Raw genomic sequence first — 19,859 nt, forward strand, 5'->3', positions numbered from 1 at the left:
ACAGACGGACGTACAGTCTAAGGAAATCCCACAGGAGATTCCCATGAGCGTCCTCGAGCCGAATGGCCGCGTTTTGTATCTGGCCGACTCGACGGCGGCAATGGAAAAGCAATTGCAGGGAGAGCGACTCACGCTCGCCGACTGCGAGCCACTTCGCGACGATGTTTCCACCGACGAGATTACGCCGGTTCCCATCCTCACCCATTACGACGACGCCCTGGGACGGTATCCGTACACCGGCTACAAGGTCGGCGCGACGCTGCCCGTTGCACGGAATGCCGTCCGGGAGGGTAAGTTCTACGTCACAGTTGCGGGCAATCGCTACGGCAAGGGGTCGTCCCGTGAACACAGCCCGGCGGCGGAGAAACTCGCTGGTATCCGGCTGGTCATCGCAAAAAGCTTCGAACGGATTTACCGGCAGAACGCGGACAACATTGGACTGTATACGTCCACAGACTACAGCTTGGTGCCCCGGCTGGAAGCAGGGGAAGCCATTCCGCTCGATGAGCTCGTACGGGGTCGAGACGCGCTGGCCGCATCGATCCTCAATCGTGGCGGTCTGCTCAAGTTTGGCCAGCAGTACCTGACCCAGGTCGCACCGGCGGCGAAAGTGCACGCACAGCGCCCTCAAACACTGTTTGAGAAAATTGTCCGACGTAACTTGCTGGCGACGCCGGTCACCCCTGCCGACCCACAGCCTGGCGACGGCGTCTTTGTGCAAGCCCATTGGCGATTCATTCATGAGTACTACACCGGTATGTGCGCGCACATGCTGCACGCCGCATTCGGCAAGCCAGTGTCGTTGAGGCAGGCTGACCATATCGTTGTCTTCGAGGACCACACCTCGTACGTGACCGAAAGCCCCGCGCACGTTCGCAACGATCTCGTGGAAAACGTCGTGCAGATGCGTTTTGCTCAGCGGGACTTTGTGAAGACTTACGGGCTCACGTTCCACCGTACCCTGACAGACGAAGAGCTGTCGAAGGACGATGGCAGCAACGTGGCGGGTATCTCCCACGCCATGATGGCCGAGCGATATGCGTTGCCTGGCCAGGTTGTGGTTGGCACGGACTCTCATACCCCTCACAGCGGGGCGCTGGGTTGCGTCGCCTTTGGCGTGGGCACGACCGACATGGCCAATGCTTTCGTGACAGGGGCGGTGCGCATGACGCTGCCGGAGTCCATCCGCGTCCATCTGCGCGGCAAGTTGCCGGCAGGCGTGACCGCCAAGGATGTCGTTCTTCAGTTGCTGGCGCAGCCGGCCATCAAGGCCGGCGCCGGAGTCAGCAAGGTCTTCGAATTCACTGGTCCGGTAGTTTGCGCCATGAGCGTAGACGAACGCGCCACGCTAACCAACATGTGCGCCGAACTCGGCGGGTTCACTGGCATCGTGGCACCGGATGACGAGACAGTCCGCTTTCTTCTTGAGCGGCGAGGCATCGCGTTCCAGGTCGAACCCTGGATGCGCAGTGACGACGGCGCCCACTACGCCGAGACTCTCCAAGTGGATTGCAGCGTACTGTCGCCAATGGTTGCCCGCCCCGGCGACCCAGGCAATGGCCTGCCGCTTGCCACACTCGATGAGACGGTGAAGGTAGACATTGCCTACGGTGGCTCTTGCACTGCTGGTAAGCGCGAGGACTTCGACCAGTATCACGCGGTATTCCAATGGGCCGCCGAGCATGGCCTGAAAGTCCCTGAGCACGTGACCCTCTATCTTCAGTTCGGCACAACTGACGTCCGGGACTACTGCCAGAAGAAGGGCTACCTGAAAGCCTTTGAAGCGGTCGGCGCACGCATCCTGCAACCGTCATGCGGCGCCTGCGCGAACTGCGGCCCCGGATCCTCCACGGGCGCCGAGCAGGTCACCGTGAGCTCCATTAACCGGAACTTCCCTGGACGGTCAGGCCCCGGGCAAGTCTGGTTGGCCAGTCCTCCTACCGTGGCGGCCAGTGCCATCGCAGGCAAGCTCGTTTCGTTTGAGGCGCTGCAGCGGCACGCCACTGCTGCATCTCATTGAGCACGCATGACGTGACCCCGCCGTGCCGGGGGGTTTCCTCCCTCTCGCGCCCGTAACAGTTCAGACCTACACGCATGCGTCCCGTTGCCGGACGCGGGCGACGTTCGTCCAAAATTCACCGAGGATTTTCCCCAAACAAGTTGCATGACACATTTCAAGAGAAGGAGATGAAAAGATGTCGTAGACGCAGGTGTCGAATACCTGAATCATGGCAACGCCACGGGCAACAGCCTGACGCGACTGACGTCGGACAGCATGTCGGGCTCGCATTAGGGCTGCAAGATTACGACACCATCGCAAAGTCTTACTTGCCGACATCGCATTCCGGGCAGTGCCAGTCATCAGGAATGTCTTCCCAGCGTGTAGCACGCAGCCGCATCGACTTCCATAAAAGAGGAGGTGGCATACGTGGGCGCTTCTCTAAGCTCCATCGGCGCCCATGAATCGTCGTCGACGACCGGTCTAGGCCATCTTTCCGACACTCATGCGATAGAGAAATGAATGGCTCAGATGGGGTCGTCCTCGGCCCTACGCGGATGCGCCAGGAGGGAGCGCTGGGCCTTGCTCGGCGTCGGGCTGCACCCGGCCATGAAGAGCCCTTCGTCCGCTGTGTCGTCGAGACATTCACATGGCAGTTCCACTCAGCAAGCGTCATTCGATCGTCGAGAGACAACGTCACGACATCCGCTGCCAAGTCAGCAGACATGCTCTTCCCCACACTCGATATTGGACGCGGCGGCTTCCTTACAGAATCTGCCGGGGCCGCCGATAGAGAGTCCGCCGTTCAGATCGAACATGGGCAGCACGTTCAGTCAGACCGCTGTGCGCACACCAGAAGCTCTTCTGACCGCGTCGGCGAGAGCAGATGATTCCACTGCGGGAAGGCTTGCCGGATGGGGTTCGGCGCGTGGATCGGCACCGCGCCAAGGTCGTCGGTACGCACCGACGAGAGCGAACCGCCGTAGCGGCCAATAGGTGTGCGGATGGCGTCGCAGATGAAGGCGTGGTTCATGGTGGTTTGAGATGTCAATAGATCGTCATGGTGACGACGATGGCCAGCACATTGGTGAGCATGGGGGTCACCACGGCCAGCATGAAGATCGGCTTGTAGGCCTGCTTGTGCGTGAGGCCGACGACGGCCAGCGCCGTGATAACGGCGCCGTTGTGCGGCATCACGTCCAGGCCGGCGGTCGCCAGGCTGGCAATGCGATGGATCACCTCCGGGTTCAGGCCCAGCGACAGGAACTGCTTTGCAAAGAGCTCCATTGCAATGCCCAGCCCGCCGGACGCAGAGCCCGTGATGCCGCACAGCAATTGCGTGGCCAGGGACAGCGAGATCAACGGCGTCCCGGGGATGCTCAAGAGCATGTTGGAGATGGACTTGAAGCCGGCGACGGATCCCACCACCGCCCCGAAGCCGACATCGGCACAGGTGTTGATGACGGGCAGTGCGCAGTTGGTCGCACCGCCGGTGAGGGTCTTCAGCTTGTAGGGCAGGTGCCGATGCAGCAGAACCATGCCCGCGCCGATGCCCCCGAGCAGCGCCCAGACGATGTCGACATTGAAGACATTCAGCAGGATCAGCAAGGCGACGGAGGGCATGAAGGCCAACCAGATGTTGGGAAGCGCTCTGTCGTCGCTGGCACGAGTGGGCGCCGCCTTGGACGCCGCAGGATCGGTGCCCTCGTAACCCTCGCCCTGGCGCTTCGAGCGCTTGATCATCCAACCGAGGAGTAGATAGTTCGCGGTGATCACGAACACCGTGGCGATCAACCCGAGCGCTGGTGCCGCCGTGGCGGTGGTGCCCAGGTACTTGGTCGGAATGATGTTCTGAATCTGGGGCGTGCCGGGCACCATTGACATTACGAAGGTGGCGACGCCGAAGAAGTAGATGCCGGGAAACAGGTGCCAGGAGAGATCGATCTCCTTGAACAGCGGCCGTGCGATCGGCACGATGACGAAAAGGATTACAAAGATGCTCACGCCGCCATAGCCGAGCAGGCCACAGACCGCAACGATGGCCATCGACACGTGCAGAGGATTAGACTTCCCCGTCAGCGTCAGCAGGAAGTCTGCGATCTTTCGGGCTGCGCCGCTGTCTTCCATGACCTTGCCGAAGATGGTCCCTAGCAGGAAGAGGAAGAAGAACTTCATCGCAAAGGAACTGAAGCCCTTCATGTAGGTGTCGTTCAGTCCCTTCAGCAGATCGACCTGCGAGAAGGCCAGCACGATCATCGCGGCGATCGGCGCAATCAGAATGATCGACCAGCCTCTGAGTGCCAGTGTGATGAGTGTGGCGAGCCCCAGGAAGATTCCGAGAATGCTCAGCAGTTGTGGGTCCATGTCAATTCCAGTCAAAGGTTGTCCTACCACGCGGCGATCGAGCCTGGGGCGTGATGTCTTGAACGGTCCGTCGATCAAACGGAAAGCAGATGCCTCGAGCAGCCGCGCGAGGTCGCCGGCAACGAAGCCGAAGCAGCCAGCGAAGTGGTGGCGTTGAAGGTGACCGATATCAACAGTGAACGCATGACCCTGCGGATCGACCAGGCGAAGGGTCGCAAGGACCGCTACGCGATGCTCTCGCCAGTCCTACTCGAACGCCTGCGTGTCTGGTGGCGTGTCGCCCATGCCCAGGCAACTCCCTGTGCTTCCCCTTCCGGCCACGGATGACCGGAGGGGTCCGGGACATTCAGAGGTGGGAGGCCGCTGAGGTGCTTACTCGACGACGATTCCGCGCTCCTTGATCAGCGTTGACAGCCGCCTGCTCTCGTCAGTCAGCAGATTTCGGAAAGCTGACTTTTCCAGTGCCACCGGTTCGGCGCCGAGTTGCGCGAACCGTTGCTTGAGCACTGGCGAGGCCAGCACTTTCTTCAACGCCGCAGAGAAGCGCTCGCTGATGTCGGCCGGGACCTTATTCGGTGACCAAACACCGAACCAGACATCAAGACTCGCATTTCGGATGCCCAGATCCGCGTATGACGGCGCGTCCGGAAAGAACGGCGACCTGCTCTGGCTCGCCACTGCCAGCAGCTTCACCTTGCCACTTCGGATGTGGGGGAAGCCAATCCCCGGGTCGAATACGACGTCCGTCTGACCGGCCATCACATCCTGCAGTGCAGGGGCGGAGCCTTTGTACGGCACCTGCGTGATCGACGTGCCGATGCTCTGATTGAATAGTTCGGCGGCGAGATGCGGTGCCGTCCCGGTTCCGGCCGACGCGATGGTGATCTTTCCCGGCTGCGACTTCGCCAAGGCGATGAACTGCCTGGCGTCCCTGGCCTCAAGCGTTGGACGGGCGACCAGGTACATCTGGGCGCGTCCGATTGCCATGACAGGCATCAGGTCCCGGGACGGGACGAGATTCGACTTGAACAGATATGGGTTGGCCGTCTCAACCGAGGTGGGGGCGATCAGAAACGTGTACCCGTCAGGCGCCGCCCTCACGACTTCGCCGACCGCCAGGTTGCCGCTAGCCCCCGGCTTGTTTTCGACGATCACTGTCTGCCCGAGTGCTTCATTCAGCAACTGTGCAATCGCACGCGCCATCACGTCCGTTCCGCCGCCGGGAGCAAAACCCACCACCAGGCGGAGGGGCCGTGCCGGCCACGCTGGACTCTGGCTCGCCGCCGGAAACGCTGCGCCAGCAAGCATGACGGCAGCCAGCGCCAGTACCGCGCGGCGTGAACGGAAATGAGAAATGGGGCTGAAGCGGTGGGTCATGGTGGTTGTCTCCTGGGTTGTCTTTGCGGTCGGGAGCGACCGTCGGATCGAACCATAGACGCAGCGTTCAATGTTGTAAATAGGGTTTCATGGTTATCCATAGGATAATTCTTTGAGAAGGAGCCCTTTGCATCACCTCGAAATAATTATCCTATGGATAACGCAAGTACCCTATTTACAACCATCCTTCAATGTTCTACCGTTCGGGTGATTGGCAGCAGCCCTGCGCCGCTCGGCCTGCCGCAACGCAAATCAACGAGAGACAACGTGCTTGATAAGAGACAGTTTCATATCGATGGGAAGTGGGTCACGCCCGCACGGCCCCAAGACCTGACGGTGATCGACCCATCCACCGAACAACCCTGCGCGGTGATATCCGTCGGCGATGCCATCGATGCCGACCGCGCGGTGCAGGCGGCAAGGCAAGCCTTCTCAGGCTGGTGTCGCACCAGCCCGGGCGAACGGCTTCGGCTGGTCGAGCGGCTGCTGGAGATCTACGAACGACGCGCTGCAGAAATGGTGCGGATGATCAGTCTGGAGATGGGTGCGCCCGTCGACATGGCGCGCGCCGAACATGTTGGCGCCGGCGCGTATCACATGAGGAACTTCATTACCGCGTTTCGCACGTTCTCGTTCGAACGTTCCCTTGGCACGCATGCACCCAACGATCGGATCCTGATGGAGCCGATCGGCGTCGCCGGCCTCATCACCCCGTGGAACTGGCCCATGAATCAGGTCACGCTGAAAGTCGTGCCCGCATTGCTGGCCGGATGCACCATCGTGCTGAAGCCATCCGAGATCGCGCCGCTCTCCTCGATGCTCTTTGCCGAATTCATCGAGGAAGCCGGATTTCCGAACGGCGTGTTCAATCTCGTGAACGGTGACGGCACGGGGGTCGGCGCGCGCCTGTCATCCCATCCCGATATCGACATGATCAGCTTCACGGGCTCGACCCGCGCTGGCATCGCCATATCGAAGGCCGCAGCCGAGACGCTCAAGCGAGTGGTGCTCGAACTCGGCGGAAAGGGCGCCAACCTCATCTTTGCCGACGCGGATGCAGATGCGGTGAGACGCGGGGTGCTCCATTGCTTCAAGAACACCGGTCAAAGCTGCAACGCCCCTACCCGCATGCTGGTCGAGCGCTCGATCTATGCGCGCGTGGTCGACGAGGCCCGGGAAATTGCTGAGAACTTCGCGGCCGAGGCGGCGCACGCGCCGGGGAAGTTCTTCGGTCCGCTGACGTCGGCGGCGCAATTCAGGAAAGTCCAGGAGATGATCGAAACTGGCATGGCGGAGGGCGCGCGACTTGTTGCAGGCGGCCCCGGGCGTCCCGAAGCGCACGAATGCGGCTACTTCGTGCGGCCGACCGTTTTCGCCGACGTGACCAACCAGATGACCATCGCCCGCGAGGAGATCTTCGGCCCTGTGCTCTCGATCATTCCGTTCGACACCGAAGAAGAGGCGATCGCCATCGCGAACGATACGCCGTATGGACTGGCCAATTACGTGCAATCGGCCGATGACGAACGATGCCGCCGCGTCGCGGGCCGGCTGCGTTCGGGCATGGTGGAGATGAATGGCAGGCCGCGCGCACCGGGATCTCCTTTCGGTGGCATCAAGGCGTCCGGACGTGCCCGCGAAGGCGGGATCTGGGGCATCGAGGAGTTTCTTGAAGCCAAGGCGGTTTCCGGCTGGACGGATCCTGCCCGCTCGCACTGACCCCACGCGACCCACCTTCATCGAACCGGAGAACACACATCATGAATGGCGCCGAAAGTCTGGTCACCACACTGCTCGAGTCGGGCATCGATACCTGCTTCGCCAATCCCGGCACCAGCGAAATGCATTTCGTCGCGGCCCTGGATCAGATTCCAGGTATGCGGTGTGTGCTGGGGCTGCAGGAGAACGTCGTTACCGGCATGGCCGACGGCTATTTCCGCATGGCCCGGAAGCCCGCGAGCACGCTATTGCATTGCGGCCCGGGACTTGCCAACGGCTGGGCGAACCTTCACAACGCTCGCCGCGCGAATAGCGCGGTCGTCAACATCGTGGGAGATCAGGCGACCTATCACCGCCCGTATGATGCGCCCCTCACTGCCGATACGGCCGCGCTCGCGGGCGCCGTATCGGCATGGGTCCGCACAAGCCAGGCCGCAGCCGACGTCGGTCGTGATGCGGCCGCCGCGGCAGCCGCTGCGCGCACCGCGCCCGGACAGATCGCCACACTGATCCTGCCTTCCGATACGTCCTGGGATGCGGGCGGCGTTGCCGCCCGCGCATTGCCCGTGCCGTCAGCGCCATCGATCGATACATTCGCCGTCGATAACGCCGCGCGCATTCTGCGCCAGAACAGCAATGACGTGCTGATTCTGCTTGGCGGCGAATGCGCGCTGCCCGAAGCGCAGGTGCTCGCTTGGCGCATTGCCAGCGCGACGGGCGCGACCCTGAAATACGAGTACGTGATGGGGCGGGTCTCGCGGGGACGAGGCCGTCTGCCGATCGACCGAGTGCCCTACAACACGGATCAAGCCATCACGATGATGGCATCGTTCCGGCACATCATCCTGGTCAACGCCAGGCCACCAGTCGGATTCTTCGCCTACCCGGGCAAGCCGTCCCTCCAGTATCCGCGCGAAGCCCAGATCCATCATTTGTCGCGCGTCGACCAGCATCCCGAAGCGGCCCTGCTCGCGCTGGCGGAGGCGCTGAATGCGCCAGTGGTCGATATGCCGCCCGCGCAGCCCTGCTCGGAGATCGTTACCGGTGCACCCACGCCGGAAGGGCTGGCCCAGACGATCGCCGCCGTGATACCGGAGAACGCGATCGTCTCGGACGAAAGTATTTCGTATGGCCGCAGTTTCTACCGATTCACCCACGCTGCAGCACCACATGACTGGCTCTCACTGACCGGCGGTGCCATTGGCGACGGACTCCCGGTTGCCACCGGCGCGGCGGTGGCCTGTGGGGGCTCGAGACGGGTCATCAGCCTGCAGGCTGACGGCTCGGCGATGTATTCGCTTCAGTCGCTTTGGACGCAGGCACGTGAACGACTCCCCTGCACGACGATTCTGTTGGCCAACCGCAAGTACAACATCCTGATCGGCGAATACGAGAACGTCGGGGCATTACCGGGGCCCACGGCCATGAGCATGCTGGATCTGTCGAATCCCGATCTCGACTGGGTCAGGCTCGCCAACGGCATGGGGGTGGAGGCCGCACGCGCAACGACGCTCGAGCAGTGCGCCGACCTCCTGAAGCAGAGCTTCCGCCAGGACGGCCCGTTCCTGATCGAACTGTTGATCTGACTGAAGGCCGGCACTGCAACGCTACCCGAAGCACACCGCGCGCGGCACCGAATGCTAGACGCGGTGTGCGGAAATCCACCTAGATATGGAGACATACGAACGTGAGCGAGATTACCCACGTCGGCTTTTTAGGCCTTGGCAACATGGGTGCCGCGATGGCAATGCGGCTTATTCATCCCGGGTGCCGACTGCACGTCTACGACCCTAACGCGGAAGCCGTGTCGCGACTTGTGGACGCTGGCGCGGTGGCGCATGCCAGTCCGCGTTCGGTGGCGGATGCCGTCGCCATCGTCATGGCCTGCCTGCCAAGCCAGGCGGCATGCGAAGCGGCGATTTTCGGCCAGGACGGCGTGGCGGCCGGCAAGGCGCTGCAGACATACGTCGAGATGTCGACAATCGGTCCGACTGCGGTGTCCTCCATCGCCCAGAGACTTCAGCGTCAGCATATCGCCACGGTCGACGCGCCAGTCAGCGGTGGGCCGTCCGCCGCGCGTGCGGGCACGCTGTCCATCATGCTGGCCGGCGCGAGCCATGACATTGCGCGCGCCATGCCCTCGCTGGATCGCATCGCCAAGACGATCCACAATCTGGGAGATCAGCCCGGCCAAGCACAGGCGATGAAGCTGGTGAACAACATTATGCTGGCCGCCAACATGGCCGTTGCATCGGAGGCGTTGGCGATGGGCGCCAAAGCAGGCCTGAACGCCGACGCCATGGCCGACGTCATCCGATCCAGCACCGGCCAGAGCGCGGCAGCAGACATTCTTGCTCGCTTCGCCCTCCCTGGATCGTTCGACTTCGGGGCACACATGTCGATCCTCGCAAAAGATGTGGAGCTCGCAATTACGGAGGCCCGCAATCTTGGCGTCCCAGCGCGCGTTCTAGAGCAGGCCCGGGGCGTCTGGCAAACGGCAGTGGAAGAAGGACGCAGCCAGGACGATTTCACTTCGATCATCAAGAGCGTGGAAGAACGCGCCAACGTGCTGGTACGCGGGGCACCACGTCGGCAACCCGCCAATCACTAAGTTCAACAACGACAACACTCATGGAGCAGACGATGGACTCATCCACCGAACACGTTCATCCCACCCCGTCGCTTGTCGACGCGGAAGCGCTTGCGCAAAGGCTTTCCTATGCCACGCCCGAAACGGCGCCACTGGTGCCGGGACGCCGCTCATTCTTCAAGTATCGAGACCTGGGCGTGACGACTGCCACGGATGGCCGCATGCGCGCGCAGATCACGCTCGCAACGGGCGAAATGCAGCAAACCGGCTGGCACTATCACCTCTGCGATTCGCAGTTCGTTTATACGCTGCGCGGCTGGGTAGACCTGGTCTTCGAGGACGGCCGCCATATTCGCGTCAGCGCGGGAGAATCGCTCCTGATCCCTGGCGGACTCAAGCACAACGAGCTGGCGATCTCCCCAGACCTCGAGCTTCTCGAAGTCTCGATTCCGGCAAAGATGGGAACGGTGGCCTGCGACCCTCCAGCGAACTTCACCTCAACCTTCTGACGGGAGATGACATGACGAAAGGTTACATCTTTGCCGAGGTAGACATCCATTCCCCCGGCACGGAGTGGGATGAGTACGCCAGAAAGGTCCAGCCAACGCTGGATTCCTATGGCGGCGTGTTCTTGATTCGAGGAGGCACGCCCACCGTCCTCGAGGGCGACGCCAAGACGGGGACGTTCGTGGTTCTGGAGTTCGAGAGCCCTGAGCAGGCTGAGGCCTGGTACACGTCCACAGACTATCAGCGCATTTTGCCGCTGCGCCTGCGCAATGCCGATGCGCGCGTCATCTGCTTGCCTGGAGCTGGCTGAAGCGCCGTGTCATCGCCGTGATAAACTCAAAAGTCGCTCACGCGACCTGAATCCGAGGTTCGCGCCCCCTTCTGAGGAGTATCGACGGCTTTGACAGAAGCAAAAAAAACCATCGCGGAACCATCGGCGGTGTCGGCGGACGACCCGTCGCCGACTGCTGCCGGCAATGGCGGAGGACGACGCCGGATTCAGTCGGCCGACAAGGCAACGGAGGTTCTTCTTGCGCTTGTCGAGGCGGGTAAGGCGACGCCGCTCCGAGATCTGGCGCGCGCTATCGGCATGCCAAACAGCCTCGCGCATCGCTATCTCGCGAGCCTGATGGCAAGCGGTCTGGCAGTACAGGATGAGGTCACCGGTCTCTACGACCTTGGACCGACGGCGGTACGCATTGGTGCGTCCGCCCTCTCGCGTGTTGATCATCTGCGCCTCGCCAGTGAAGCGATGCCACAGCTAGTTTCCAGCACGGGATTGCCCGCCCTTCTGTGCGTGCTCGGCGATCGCGGCCCCACCATCGTGCGATGGGAGCGCAGCTATGTGCCGTTCATTACCACGTTATCGGTTGGCTCGACATTCCAATTGACGAACTCGGCCACGGGTCGCGTGCTGCTCGCCTTCACCCCCGATCAGGTCAGGGATGACCTGATCGAGTTGGCCGTTTCGAAGAACCGTGAACAGCCGCCAGTGGAGTTGCTTGAGCATCTTTCGAAGATCCGGCGAGTCGGATACGACGAAGCGGAATCGGTTCTCATCCCAGGACTGTCAGCCATGAGTGCGCCGATTCTCGATGTTCAGAACGAGGCAGTCGCGTGTCTGACGCTAATTGGTGCAAGCCCTGATGTCCGGCGCATCAAGACAAAGGCAATCAAGGCGCTGGTCGAGGCAAGCGTGAGCATCTCGCGATCTTGCGGGAGCAACCTGTCGTTCGTTTCTTCATAGGCAGATCCGACAGACAATATAAGCCTGATCTCCCACATTGCCGCCCCTCGTCTGCCAAGCAACACGTGGCATTCAACTTTGCGAGCGACAGTTGCAACGCCGAACCGGGCGACCGCTCTTGTCGCAACTTCAGCCAGAACAATTGGACCGGCCGGCTTCCGAGAAGGGGCGGGTAGTTCCGACCGGCGCCCTCCCCTCGGTCGCCTGAAGTCGGACAGGAAGCGACGTACGATGTCGCCCCGACCGTGCCATTCAGACGACCGCTTCGCACCAGGAAACTGCCGTTGGCGAAACGCATGGTCCAGTGACTGTAGTGGGTCGGCTACAGCCGCCGCTGCCGGCTTGCCGGGTCGCCGCGTTGACAAGCGTTTGCCGGCCAGTTTGTGTCAGCCGGTCTCGGATCGCCGATGACCGACACGGCCTGCAAACCACCGGTCGACTCACGACGGCGGGACGGGCGATTCCCGATCTGCGGTCGGCGCTCCTCAGCAATTGGAACGCTGCCGATGTCGGGGCGGGAACTTCCAGGACTCGCTTGCCCTTGATCCAGCGCAAAGCAGGCACGGCCCTTCATTGCTATTCACAATCTAAGTGCCCACCTTTCGGGGGAGCCGCCCATACCGCTGGTCTCCCCAACAACTTCGGCTGCTTCATGTCAAAGCGCATCGTGATCATCCAGGGGCATCCAGACCCATCGGGCCATCACTTGCTGCATGCGCTGGCCGACGCCTACGCTGAAGGTGCGACCACGGCGGGACACGTCGTACGGCGCCTCGAGGTGGCGAAGCTCGACTTCCCGCTGCTTCGCACGCAGGCTGAGTTCGAGACTGGCGCATTACCTCCTGGTTTGGAGCAGCCAAGTGAGGACATGCGCTGGGCGGAGCATTGGGTCTTTCTGTTTCCGCTGTGGCACGGAACCATGCCGGCGCTATTCAAGGCCTTTCTCGAACACATCTTCCGGCCCGGCTTTGCCATGGATTACAAGAAGAATGGGTTCCCCAGACGACTGCTCGCCGGCCGCTCGGCTCGCATCGTCGTGACCATGGGAATGCCAGCGCTGCTGTATCGCTGGTACTTTGGCGCATACGGCGTCCGCAGCTTCAAACGCAGTATGCTGAGTTTCGCCGGGATCAAGCCCATCCGCGAAAACCTCTATGGACTTACCTTTTCCAACGAGAGCAGACGTGCCCGTTGGATCGAGAAGATGCGTTCGTATGGCGCGCGCGGGAACTGACCGGAGTTCGGCAGACACATGCGTTGGATGCCCCTTCCCGGACGGAGAGACGGTTCCAGTTTCGCGGCGGGCATCAGACTGAGACCATCAACGGACGCTGGCCACAAACTCAAAACGGGTACTCGGATGTCTGCTAGGCCTCGATCCCGGATTTCCGTGCATCCATCACGCGGGCCTTATTGTCCGCCGAAGCGAAAGTGTCTATCTGGCCAAAGTGGTATCAGCAACTAGGTACCACCTCCGACCCGATTGATCCGGCCACCCATCGTCTTCAACCAGATACTGGACACAAGCGCAATCGCCGCGACACCCGTCAAATAGAGTCCTGGTGCGGCCAGGGATCCAGTCGCATGTAGTAGTTGCGTCACTAAGAAAGGGGTGGCTCCCGTGAAGATGACCGTTGCCAGATTGAGTGAAAGTGCAATGCCGCTGAAACGGACATTGGTCGGGAACAGATCGGCCAACAGGAAGGCGTATGATCCATTCACCAGTCCGCCGACGGCACCTATGATCATGAATGCCGCAAGCACATCGAGCTTGTGGGCGGCGAGCAGCGCGTAGAACGGATAACTCCCCGCCAGCATCAGGACAGCTCCGATTCGATGCCAGTGACGCGGCGCGATGCGGTCCCCGAGGAACGCGAAGAGAAGGAGCGACATGCACATCGTGGCAACGCCGATGTTCTGACCTTCGCTGACAAGGCGCGCATCTGTATGCAGGACGAGCGCCATGTACGACGGCAATACCACGAATAGCAGGCTGTTCGATGCATTGACAATCCCAGCCATCCCGACGCCCACAGCAATCTGTTTCGGATATTCTGTGAGCACCTTCCTGAAGGGACGCCTGACCTTGTGACTCCGGAGTTGCTGGAATTCGCTGGATTCCTCGAGTGAGGTCCGGAGCCAGTACGAGACAAGGCCGATGACTCCGCCGAAGATAAAGGCGATCCGCCAACCGTACGCCAGCACGTCGCGTTCCGGCAAGGTGGTGTGAATCACCAGACTGACCAACGTAGCGACCAGGATGCCCGATGCCGCGCAGAAGATGACCAGTCCGCTAACCATACTGGCGCGACCGGGGATTTCCTCTACCACATACGTGATCGAACAAGGTAACTCACCGGCCAGGAAGAAGCCTTGGGCAAGCCGAAGCAACACCAGCAGCACTGGCGCCATCATTCCGAGCGTCGTGTAGCCCGGAATGAGGCCCATGCCGATGGTCGTGGCAGACATCGCCAGCACCGACACCAGGAACACCAAACGGCGGCCGAACCGGTCTCCCAGGCTGCTCAGGACGATGCCGCCTAGCGGCCGTGAGACGTAACCCAGCGCAAAGACACCAAAAGCGCCGAGAAGCGATGCGACAGCGTCCGCCGCCGGAAAAAACTGCGTTGCAATCTCCCTGGCGAAGACACCATAGATGATGAAGTCATATAACTCCAGCGAGCCACCCAGGCTCGCCAGGATTACCGTCTTCCATTTCTGCCTTAGCATGGGCTGATGCGATTGCAGTGCAATTTCTATCGACGTCATTGCTTGTCTCCAGTCTAATCTTTGGGGCGTTGCCGTCGTGGCACTCAGAACTTCTGGCGAAGGTAACTACGACCCCTTGATACCGAAGCGCTTGATAATGTCCCCATAGCGCTTCGACTCGCTGCGCATGCGCTCTGCGAACTGCGCGCCCGGCATCGCCACGAGGTCCGTCCCGAGCGCTGCGAATCTTGTCCGTGAGTCCGGTCGACCAAGCACGGCGAAGGCCGCCTTCTCGAGCTGCCTGGCAACATCCGTCGGGGTGTGCGACGGCACGAGCAAGCCGTACCACGTCACGAAGTCGTCGTCGCGCATGACGCCCATCGCCTCACCCATCGTCGGGACATTTGGAAGCAACGGCGAGCGATGGGGCTGCGTCACTGCAAGCGGCACCAGCTTTCCCGACGCGATATGGGGCAGCAGCGGTGGCGCGCCGACGAGCGCGAACGCCACCTCTCCACCCAGCGCGGCAATCGTGGCGGGGCCGGCGCCTTTGTAGGGGACATGGATGATGTCCAGGCCCGTCTGCGCACGCAGCAGTTCCAGCGCGATATGCTGCGGAGATCCGTTGCCCGGCGTACCGACCGTGATGCCGCCAGCATTTCGCTTCGCGACACCGAGCGCTGCGCGCAAGGTTTTCGCACCGAGCGATGCGTTGGCGACGAGCACGTTGGGCGACTGAGAAATCAGCACAACCGGGGTGAAGTCGGTGGTCGGCGTATAGGAATTCTTTGACTGCAACCAGGGCGTAATGGTCAGCTCCGGATTGCCAGCAACAAGCACCGTGTACCCGTCTGGCGACGCCTTGGCCGCGGCCTCGGCACCCAGCATCCCGCCGGCACCGGCGCGGTTGTCGACGACGAAGCTCTGCCGCAGCTCCTTGCTCATGCCCTGCCCCAGCAGGCGTGCAATGGCGTCCGCACCGCCGCCTGCGGCGTACGGTACGATCATTCTGACCGGCGCGGCCGGATAGCCCTGGGCCCGCGCAGGATCCAGCGTGACGAGCAGCGACGCCCCCATCACTCCGAGAAATGTCCTTCGTTGCATGTTGCCCCCGCGCTAGTCGAATATACGACCGGGATTCAGTATGCCGGCCGGATCCATCGCCCGCTTGAGCCGTCGCATCAGTGCAAGCTCCTCCGGCTTACGCGACACGAGGAGGTATTCCTTCTTCAGCCGCCCCACTCCGTGCTCGGCGCTGACGGTGCCGCCGCGGCCTTTCAGCACGTCATAGGCCAGTTCGTCGACGATGTGCAGGCCGTCGTCGTCGACGGGACCGCTGATCAGGTGGATGTTGTTGTCGCCGAGGTGACCGAGGAACAGGTGTTCGGCGCCGGGGAGGCGCTGCCGCAGCGCCGCTTCCAGTTTCTCGATATAGCCGGCGGTCTCGCTCCACGGCAGGCCCAGATCGAGCGTTGCCGCGGGCTTCAGGTGCGTCAGGACTTCCGGGATCGATTCGCGAAGGCGCCAAAAGGCTTCCCGGTGCGACAGCGATGCGGCGAAGGCGCAGTCGGTGATTTGTCCTGCCTCGAGGGCGTCGGATAGCGCCGCTTGCAGCGGGTCTTCCATCGACTGGCCGATATTCCCCGCCGCCTCGATCAACACATGCCAGGGCGCATCGGTGCGGACGGGCGCCGTCTGGCCGGTCAGGCGCGAGGCAAGGCTGACGAAGCGGTCTGACATGAACTCGAAGGCGCACATCGCCGACCCGAGCCGACGCTTGAGCGCGCGCAGCAATTGCGGTAGCGCCTCAAAGCGGTCGGCGGACACCCACGCCGCTGCCAGTTCGCCCATCGGCGGGTGCAGCCGCAGTGTCAGCCGCGTAATGATGCCCAGCGTGCCTTCGGTGCCGACAAACAGGAAGCGCGGATCGAACCCGGTGCTGTTCTTGACCAGGCGTGTCAGGGAGGAGACAACAGTGCCATCGGCCAGCACGGCCTCCACGCCCAGCACGGAATCGCGCATCGTCCCGTAGCGCATCACGCGGATGCCGCCCGCGTTTGTCGATGCATTGCCGCCAACCTGGCAACTGCCGCGCGCGCCAAGATCGACCGCGAACATCCAACCCTGCTCTGCGGCGGCCTCCTGTACCTGCTGCAGTGTCGCGCCGGCCTGCACCTGCATGACGCCTTCGAGGGCATCGATGTCCTCAATCCGGTTCATGCGTTCCAGGTTGATCACCACGTCGCCGTCGCCCGGAACCGCGCCGCCGGCCACGCCCGTAAGCCCACCCTGCACCGTGATGTTGCGCCCTTCGGCATGGCAGCCCCTGACGATGGCCACCACCTCCCCGGTCGTGACCGGACGGAACACCTGCGCGGGCCGCCCGACGGTGAGTCCGCTCCAGTCCTTAAGAAAACGATCTTCGATTTCGGTCGACGCCGCGAATTGAATCTGCTTGTCCATGATGCCTCTCCCGTCTTAAGCAGCAGTCTTGGCCGTCACAGGGGTAGAGGTGGACGAGCCGAGCGTGTGGGCGACGTCCGGGCCGCCGTAGTAGGCGACCAGTGCGGCCTGGTCGCTCTTGGCCTGCTGGTCGACGGCGTGCGGGTCGCAAATCGCCAGCAATTCTTCGTGCATGTTCGCCAGGATGGGGGCGCACTCCGGGTGGCCGGCCAAGTCGGACAGTTCCTCGGGGTCGTTCTCCAGGTCGAACAGCTCGGGCCTGAAGCCAACGTAGTAGTGATACTTCCAGCGGCCTTTTCGCACCATGAATCCGCCGGCGTTACTGCCCGCCGCGTGATACTCGCTGAGGATGACCCGTTCCGGCTCCGGTGCCGAACGCGCAAGCTCGAACAGCGAGCGGCCGGGGCGGTCACCGCTCTCGGTCGCCGGATCAAAGCCTGCGCCTTGCAGTATCGTGGGGAAAAGGTCCAGCAGGTCGACCGGGGTTTCGCAGACGGAAGACGTGACGGTGGGACCAGCCAGCAGCATCGGGACCTTCACGCTTTCCTCGTAGAGGGTCGACTTGCCCCAGACGCCGCGCGCGCCGAGATTGTCGCCGTGGTCCGATGTGTAGATAACATGCGTCGTGTCCTCCAGCCCGTTGTCACGCAGCGCCGCGAGGATCTGGCCGACGTTGTGGTCCAGCCAGGTGCAGAGGCCGTAGTAAGCGGCGAAGGCGCGCAGGCGCTCGTCCGCATCGGCGAACTGCTTCTCGGAGGCCATGAAGTCGCAGTACTCCTTGACCCAGGGATGCTGTTCATAGCCGGTGGCGGGATGCAGTTTCGGCTCCGGCAGCCGGTCCGTCGGGTAAAGATTGTAGAACTCCTCCGGTACCACGAAGGGAAAATGCGGTGCGACCAGTCCCACGTACAGGACAAAGCCGTCCTCCTGGCGTCTTGCCGCATCTTGCAGCCACAGCACCGCCCGCTGCGTCACCGCCCGGTCGTATTGCGTGTAGGACGATTCGCCCGGACCGATGCGCTCACCCACCATGCGCGGGCCGTTTACGCGCGGACGAATGGGATCGCGAATCGAAGCCCACACCATGCCATGGCCACCAACCACATGCATCGGCAGGTGCTCCGCATCGAAGCCGGCAGGGTCTTCTTCACTGCGGTAGTGCAGCTTGCCAATACTCTCCACGCGGATGCCCTTGTCCTGCAGCACGTGGCCCCAGCCTCGCTGCTGGCCGGTGTAGGGCATCGCGTTATCCCAGAGCCGGACATCGTGCACCCGCCGCCCCGTGGCAAATGCCGCGCGGGCCGGGACGCAGATCGGGCTGGGGGTGTAGGCGTTGGGGAAGCGCACGCCACGGCAGGCCAGCGCGTCGAGATTGGGGGTCTTGACGAAGGGATGCCCGGAGCAGCCCATCATCCTCGGGTCGTGCTCATCGGACATGATGACCACCACGTTCTTGCTTGCCATGCTTGTCTCCGTCAAAGGCGTCTGATTGCGCTCTGGAGACACTCTAGTTAGCCAGCTTCTCCGAAACCAATACTGTCTCGGACTAGGACGGTTTCATTTTTTCTTATAGGTCGTTCCGAGCGGGCGGCCGGGTAGTCGTCCGCTCTCCACGAGTTCGCCGACGATCCGGGCGATGAGATCGCGGATCGCGGCTGCCGCCGGCGACAGCGGCCGGTCCTCGGGCCAGACAAGCGCCTGGATCCGGGTCAATTCGGGCTCCACCACGGGACGTCCGGTAATCGACCTAGCGGCGACGGCGTCGAGGCAGGCACTGGGCGGCATTACGGCGTATGCGAGCCCGTCGCGCGCCACCGCGGCTAGCATGAGCGGGCTGTTCAGCTCGTAACGGACATCCAGGCGACGATTGATGACACTGGCTGCGCGCTCGATGATCTTGCGCAGGTCATGCGCTCCGTCCGGCGCAGCCAACGGCAGGTCCGCCACCTGGGCAAACGTCAGCGTCTCCGGCTTGCGGCGCATGGCGGCGTACGCGCCATATAGCAGGAAGCGCTCCTCATAGAGCGGCACGGAAGCCATGCCCTGGATTTCCGACGGGCTTGGCATCAGGGCCAGGTGCGCCTGGCCAGATTCCACCAGCGCACGCGATTCGAAAGACATGCCTTCGCGGACTGTCAGCTCGATACCCGGATACTCCTCACCCACCGCAGTGAGCAGCGGTGCGATCACGGCACCCGAAATCGACCCGGCGATCGACAGACGCACGTTGCCGGTCAGTAACGCCGGGCGTCCGTCGATGTCTTGCTTCAGTGCGTCTGTCCGGGCGAGGATATCGAGTGCGCTCGCCAACAGCCGCTGGCCAGCCGGCGAAAGCTCAACGCCGCGTGCGTGGCGCTCAAACAGCTTCGCGCCGAGGCTATCTTCCAGCGAGGAAACGTTCTGGCTGAGAGCTGGCTGCGCCACCCGCAACCGCTCCGCCGCGCGCGAGAGACTCCGGCTCTGCGCGATCTCGACGAAGTACTTCAGTTGACGCAATGTGATGTTCATGACACGTCCCCGCTGTGGCGCCCCGTTCTGTGTCACCGGGTTCTGACGTGCCATTTTAAGCACTCGCGCCTTCCACTGGTCAGCGCAATGAAAGGCGCGTTGAAATACCCCGCACCTCAGTGCAACGGCGTACCGTGCGCGTTCGCCGTACTGCGCAAGCAATGCTGCTGTTGTACCTCCAGATAGCAGCCGTTGGGACGGCATCGGCATGAGCGGCGCAAATGGGTCCGCGAAGGGCCGTCTGGCACTCTCACCTCAGTTGACGCGGGACGAGTGCGGGCCATCTACGGCCAATGAACGGCATCATCCGAGCGTCGCCTGCTCGGATAACGATCAACCCGCCCGATTGCAGCGCAGCGCATGCCACGTGTGGCAGG

General features: G+C 62.4%; 17 protein-coding genes and 1 pseudogene. 9 read left to right on the forward strand and 9 right to left on the reverse strand.

Annotation, left to right across the window (positions count from 1 at the left end; genetic code table 11):
• Nucleotides 1–43: 43 nt before the first annotated feature.
• Complete coding sequence (locus ACIGJC_RS31215; protein WP_483714798.1) at nucleotides 44–2,020, forward strand: aconitase family protein; 1,977 nt, start codon at nucleotides 44–46, stop codon at nucleotides 2,018–2,020.
• 304 nt (nucleotides 2,021–2,324) lie between these two features.
• On the opposite strand, the gene ACIGJC_RS31220 is transcribed toward ACIGJC_RS31215, so the two are convergent.
• The 3 genes from ACIGJC_RS31220 to ACIGJC_RS31230 form a co-directional block, all read right to left on the reverse strand.
• The gene (locus ACIGJC_RS31220; RefSeq protein ID WP_483714799.1) at nucleotides 2,325–2,726 is read right to left on the reverse strand and encodes a rubredoxin; all 402 of its coding nucleotides are present in this window, start codon (nucleotides 2,724–2,726) and stop codon (nucleotides 2,325–2,327) included.
• Nucleotides 2,727–2,828: 102 nt separating this feature from the next.
• Entirely contained in the window at nucleotides 2,829–3,032 is a 204-nt protein-coding gene (locus ACIGJC_RS31225; protein WP_483715211.1) for a hypothetical protein, read from the reverse strand.
• 14 nt (nucleotides 3,033–3,046) lie between these two features.
• Complete coding sequence (locus ACIGJC_RS31230) at nucleotides 3,047–4,441, reverse strand: GntP family permease (RefSeq protein ID WP_483714800.1); 1,395 nt, start codon at nucleotides 4,439–4,441, stop codon at nucleotides 3,047–3,049.
• 57 nt (nucleotides 4,442–4,498) lie between these two features.
• Here ACIGJC_RS31230 and ACIGJC_RS31235 point away from each other — a divergent pair.
• Nucleotides 4,499–4,654 (forward strand): annotated as a pseudogene (locus tag ACIGJC_RS31235) (integrase); the annotation flags it as partial.
• An 81-nt stretch (nucleotides 4,655–4,735) separates the two neighbouring features.
• Here the strand turns inward: ACIGJC_RS31235 and ACIGJC_RS31240 are convergent.
• Nucleotides 4,736–5,740, reverse strand: coding sequence for a Bug family tripartite tricarboxylate transporter substrate binding protein (locus tag ACIGJC_RS31240; RefSeq protein ID WP_483714801.1), 1,005 nt, complete (start codon nucleotides 5,738–5,740; stop codon nucleotides 4,736–4,738).
• Nucleotides 5,741–6,007: 267 nt separating this feature from the next.
• Here ACIGJC_RS31240 and ACIGJC_RS31245 point away from each other — a divergent pair, with 267 nt between their 5' ends.
• The 7 genes from ACIGJC_RS31245 to ACIGJC_RS31275 all read left to right on the forward strand — a co-directional run bounded on the left by ACIGJC_RS31245 (nucleotide 6,008) and on the right by ACIGJC_RS31275 (nucleotide 13,036).
• Nucleotides 6,008–7,459 carry an aldehyde dehydrogenase family protein gene (locus ACIGJC_RS31245; RefSeq protein ID WP_483714802.1) on the forward strand — a complete coding sequence of 484 codons (1,452 nt, stop codon included), beginning with the start codon at nucleotides 6,008–6,010 and terminating at the stop codon, nucleotides 7,457–7,459.
• A gap of 41 nt (nucleotides 7,460–7,500) precedes the next feature.
• The gene (locus ACIGJC_RS31250) at nucleotides 7,501–9,045 is read left to right on the forward strand and encodes an acetolactate synthase large subunit (protein ID WP_483714804.1); all 1,545 of its coding nucleotides are present in this window, start codon (nucleotides 7,501–7,503) and stop codon (nucleotides 9,043–9,045) included.
• 101 nt (nucleotides 9,046–9,146) lie between these two features.
• Complete coding sequence (locus tag ACIGJC_RS31255) at nucleotides 9,147–10,070, forward strand: NAD(P)-dependent oxidoreductase (RefSeq protein ID WP_483714806.1); 924 nt, start codon at nucleotides 9,147–9,149, stop codon at nucleotides 10,068–10,070.
• A 20-nt stretch (nucleotides 10,071–10,090) separates the two neighbouring features.
• Nucleotides 10,091–10,558 carry a cupin domain-containing protein gene (locus tag ACIGJC_RS31260; protein WP_483714807.1) on the forward strand — a complete coding sequence of 156 codons (468 nt, stop codon included), beginning with the start codon at nucleotides 10,091–10,093 and terminating at the stop codon, nucleotides 10,556–10,558.
• 11 nt (nucleotides 10,559–10,569) lie between these two features.
• Entirely contained in the window at nucleotides 10,570–10,866 is a 297-nt protein-coding gene (locus ACIGJC_RS31265; protein ID WP_483714808.1) for a DUF1330 domain-containing protein, read from the forward strand.
• Between the two features lie 90 nt (nucleotides 10,867–10,956).
• Nucleotides 10,957–11,802 (forward strand): IclR family transcriptional regulator, encoded by an 846-nt coding sequence (locus tag ACIGJC_RS31270; protein WP_483714810.1) that lies wholly within the window; start codon nucleotides 10,957–10,959, stop codon nucleotides 11,800–11,802.
• A 652-nt stretch (nucleotides 11,803–12,454) separates the two neighbouring features.
• Nucleotides 12,455–13,036, forward strand: a complete 582-nt coding sequence (locus ACIGJC_RS31275; protein ID WP_483714812.1) for an NAD(P)H-dependent oxidoreductase — start codon at nucleotides 12,455–12,457, stop codon at nucleotides 13,034–13,036.
• A 227-nt stretch (nucleotides 13,037–13,263) separates the two neighbouring features.
• Here ACIGJC_RS31275 and ACIGJC_RS31280 read toward each other — a convergent pair whose 3' ends face one another.
• The 5 genes from ACIGJC_RS31280 to ACIGJC_RS31300 form a co-directional block, all read right to left on the reverse strand.
• Entirely contained in the window at nucleotides 13,264–14,571 is a 1,308-nt protein-coding gene (locus tag ACIGJC_RS31280; RefSeq protein ID WP_483714814.1) for an MFS transporter, read from the reverse strand.
• 66 nt (nucleotides 14,572–14,637) lie between these two features.
• On the reverse strand, nucleotides 14,638–15,588 hold the full coding sequence (locus ACIGJC_RS31285) for a Bug family tripartite tricarboxylate transporter substrate binding protein (protein WP_483714815.1): 951 nt from the start codon (nucleotides 15,586–15,588) through the stop codon (nucleotides 14,638–14,640).
• Between the two features lie 39 nt (nucleotides 15,589–15,627).
• Complete coding sequence (locus ACIGJC_RS31290; RefSeq protein ID WP_483714816.1) at nucleotides 15,628–16,974, reverse strand: FAD-binding oxidoreductase; 1,347 nt, start codon at nucleotides 16,972–16,974, stop codon at nucleotides 15,628–15,630.
• 15 nt (nucleotides 16,975–16,989) lie between these two features.
• The gene (locus ACIGJC_RS31295; protein WP_483714818.1) at nucleotides 16,990–18,438 is read right to left on the reverse strand and encodes a sulfatase family protein; all 1,449 of its coding nucleotides are present in this window, start codon (nucleotides 18,436–18,438) and stop codon (nucleotides 16,990–16,992) included.
• A gap of 93 nt (nucleotides 18,439–18,531) precedes the next feature.
• The gene (locus ACIGJC_RS31300) at nucleotides 18,532–19,482 is read right to left on the reverse strand and encodes a LysR substrate-binding domain-containing protein (RefSeq protein ID WP_483714820.1); all 951 of its coding nucleotides are present in this window, start codon (nucleotides 19,480–19,482) and stop codon (nucleotides 18,532–18,534) included.
• Between the last annotated feature and the right edge of the window lie 377 nt (nucleotides 19,483–19,859).

It is taken from the genome of Cupriavidus sp. C3SS-1 (genome assembly GCF_057073755.1).

Bases quoted from the DNA above. Each gene is read 5' to 3' on its own strand.
- ACIGJC_RS31260 (WP_483714807.1), top strand. From the start codon at position 10,091: ATGGAGCAGACGATGGACTCATCCACCGAACACGTTCATCCCACCCCG.
- ACIGJC_RS31250 (WP_483714804.1), top strand. From the start codon at position 7,501: ATGAATGGCGCCGAAAGTCTGGTCACCACACTGCTCGAGTCGGGCATC.
- ACIGJC_RS31280 (WP_483714814.1), bottom strand. From the start codon at position 14,571: ATGACGTCGATAGAAATTGCACTGCAATCGCATCAGCCCATGCTAAGG.
- ACIGJC_RS31300 (WP_483714820.1), bottom strand. From the start codon at position 19,482: ATGAACATCACATTGCGTCAACTGAAGTACTTCGTCGAGATCGCGCAG.
- ACIGJC_RS31240 (WP_483714801.1), bottom strand. From the start codon at position 5,740: ATGACCCACCGCTTCAGCCCCATTTCTCATTTCCGTTCACGCCGCGCG.
- ACIGJC_RS31295 (WP_483714818.1), bottom strand. From the start codon at position 18,438: ATGGCAAGCAAGAACGTGGTGGTCATCATGTCCGATGAGCACGACCCG.
- ACIGJC_RS31285 (WP_483714815.1), bottom strand. From the start codon at position 15,588: ATGGGGGCGTCGCTGCTCGTCACGCTGGATCCTGCGCGGGCCCAGGGC.
- ACIGJC_RS31225 (WP_483715211.1), bottom strand. From the start codon at position 3,032: ATGAACCACGCCTTCATCTGCGACGCCATCCGCACACCTATTGGCCGC.
- ACIGJC_RS31215 (WP_483714798.1), top strand. From the start codon at position 44: ATGAGCGTCCTCGAGCCGAATGGCCGCGTTTTGTATCTGGCCGACTCG.
- ACIGJC_RS31265 (WP_483714808.1), top strand. From the start codon at position 10,570: ATGACGAAAGGTTACATCTTTGCCGAGGTAGACATCCATTCCCCCGGC.
- ACIGJC_RS31275 (WP_483714812.1), top strand. From the start codon at position 12,455: ATGTCAAAGCGCATCGTGATCATCCAGGGGCATCCAGACCCATCGGGC.
- ACIGJC_RS31290 (WP_483714816.1), bottom strand. From the start codon at position 16,974: ATGGACAAGCAGATTCAATTCGCGGCGTCGACCGAAATCGAAGATCGT.
- ACIGJC_RS31220 (WP_483714799.1), bottom strand. From the start codon at position 2,726: ATGTCTGCTGACTTGGCAGCGGATGTCGTGACGTTGTCTCTCGACGAT.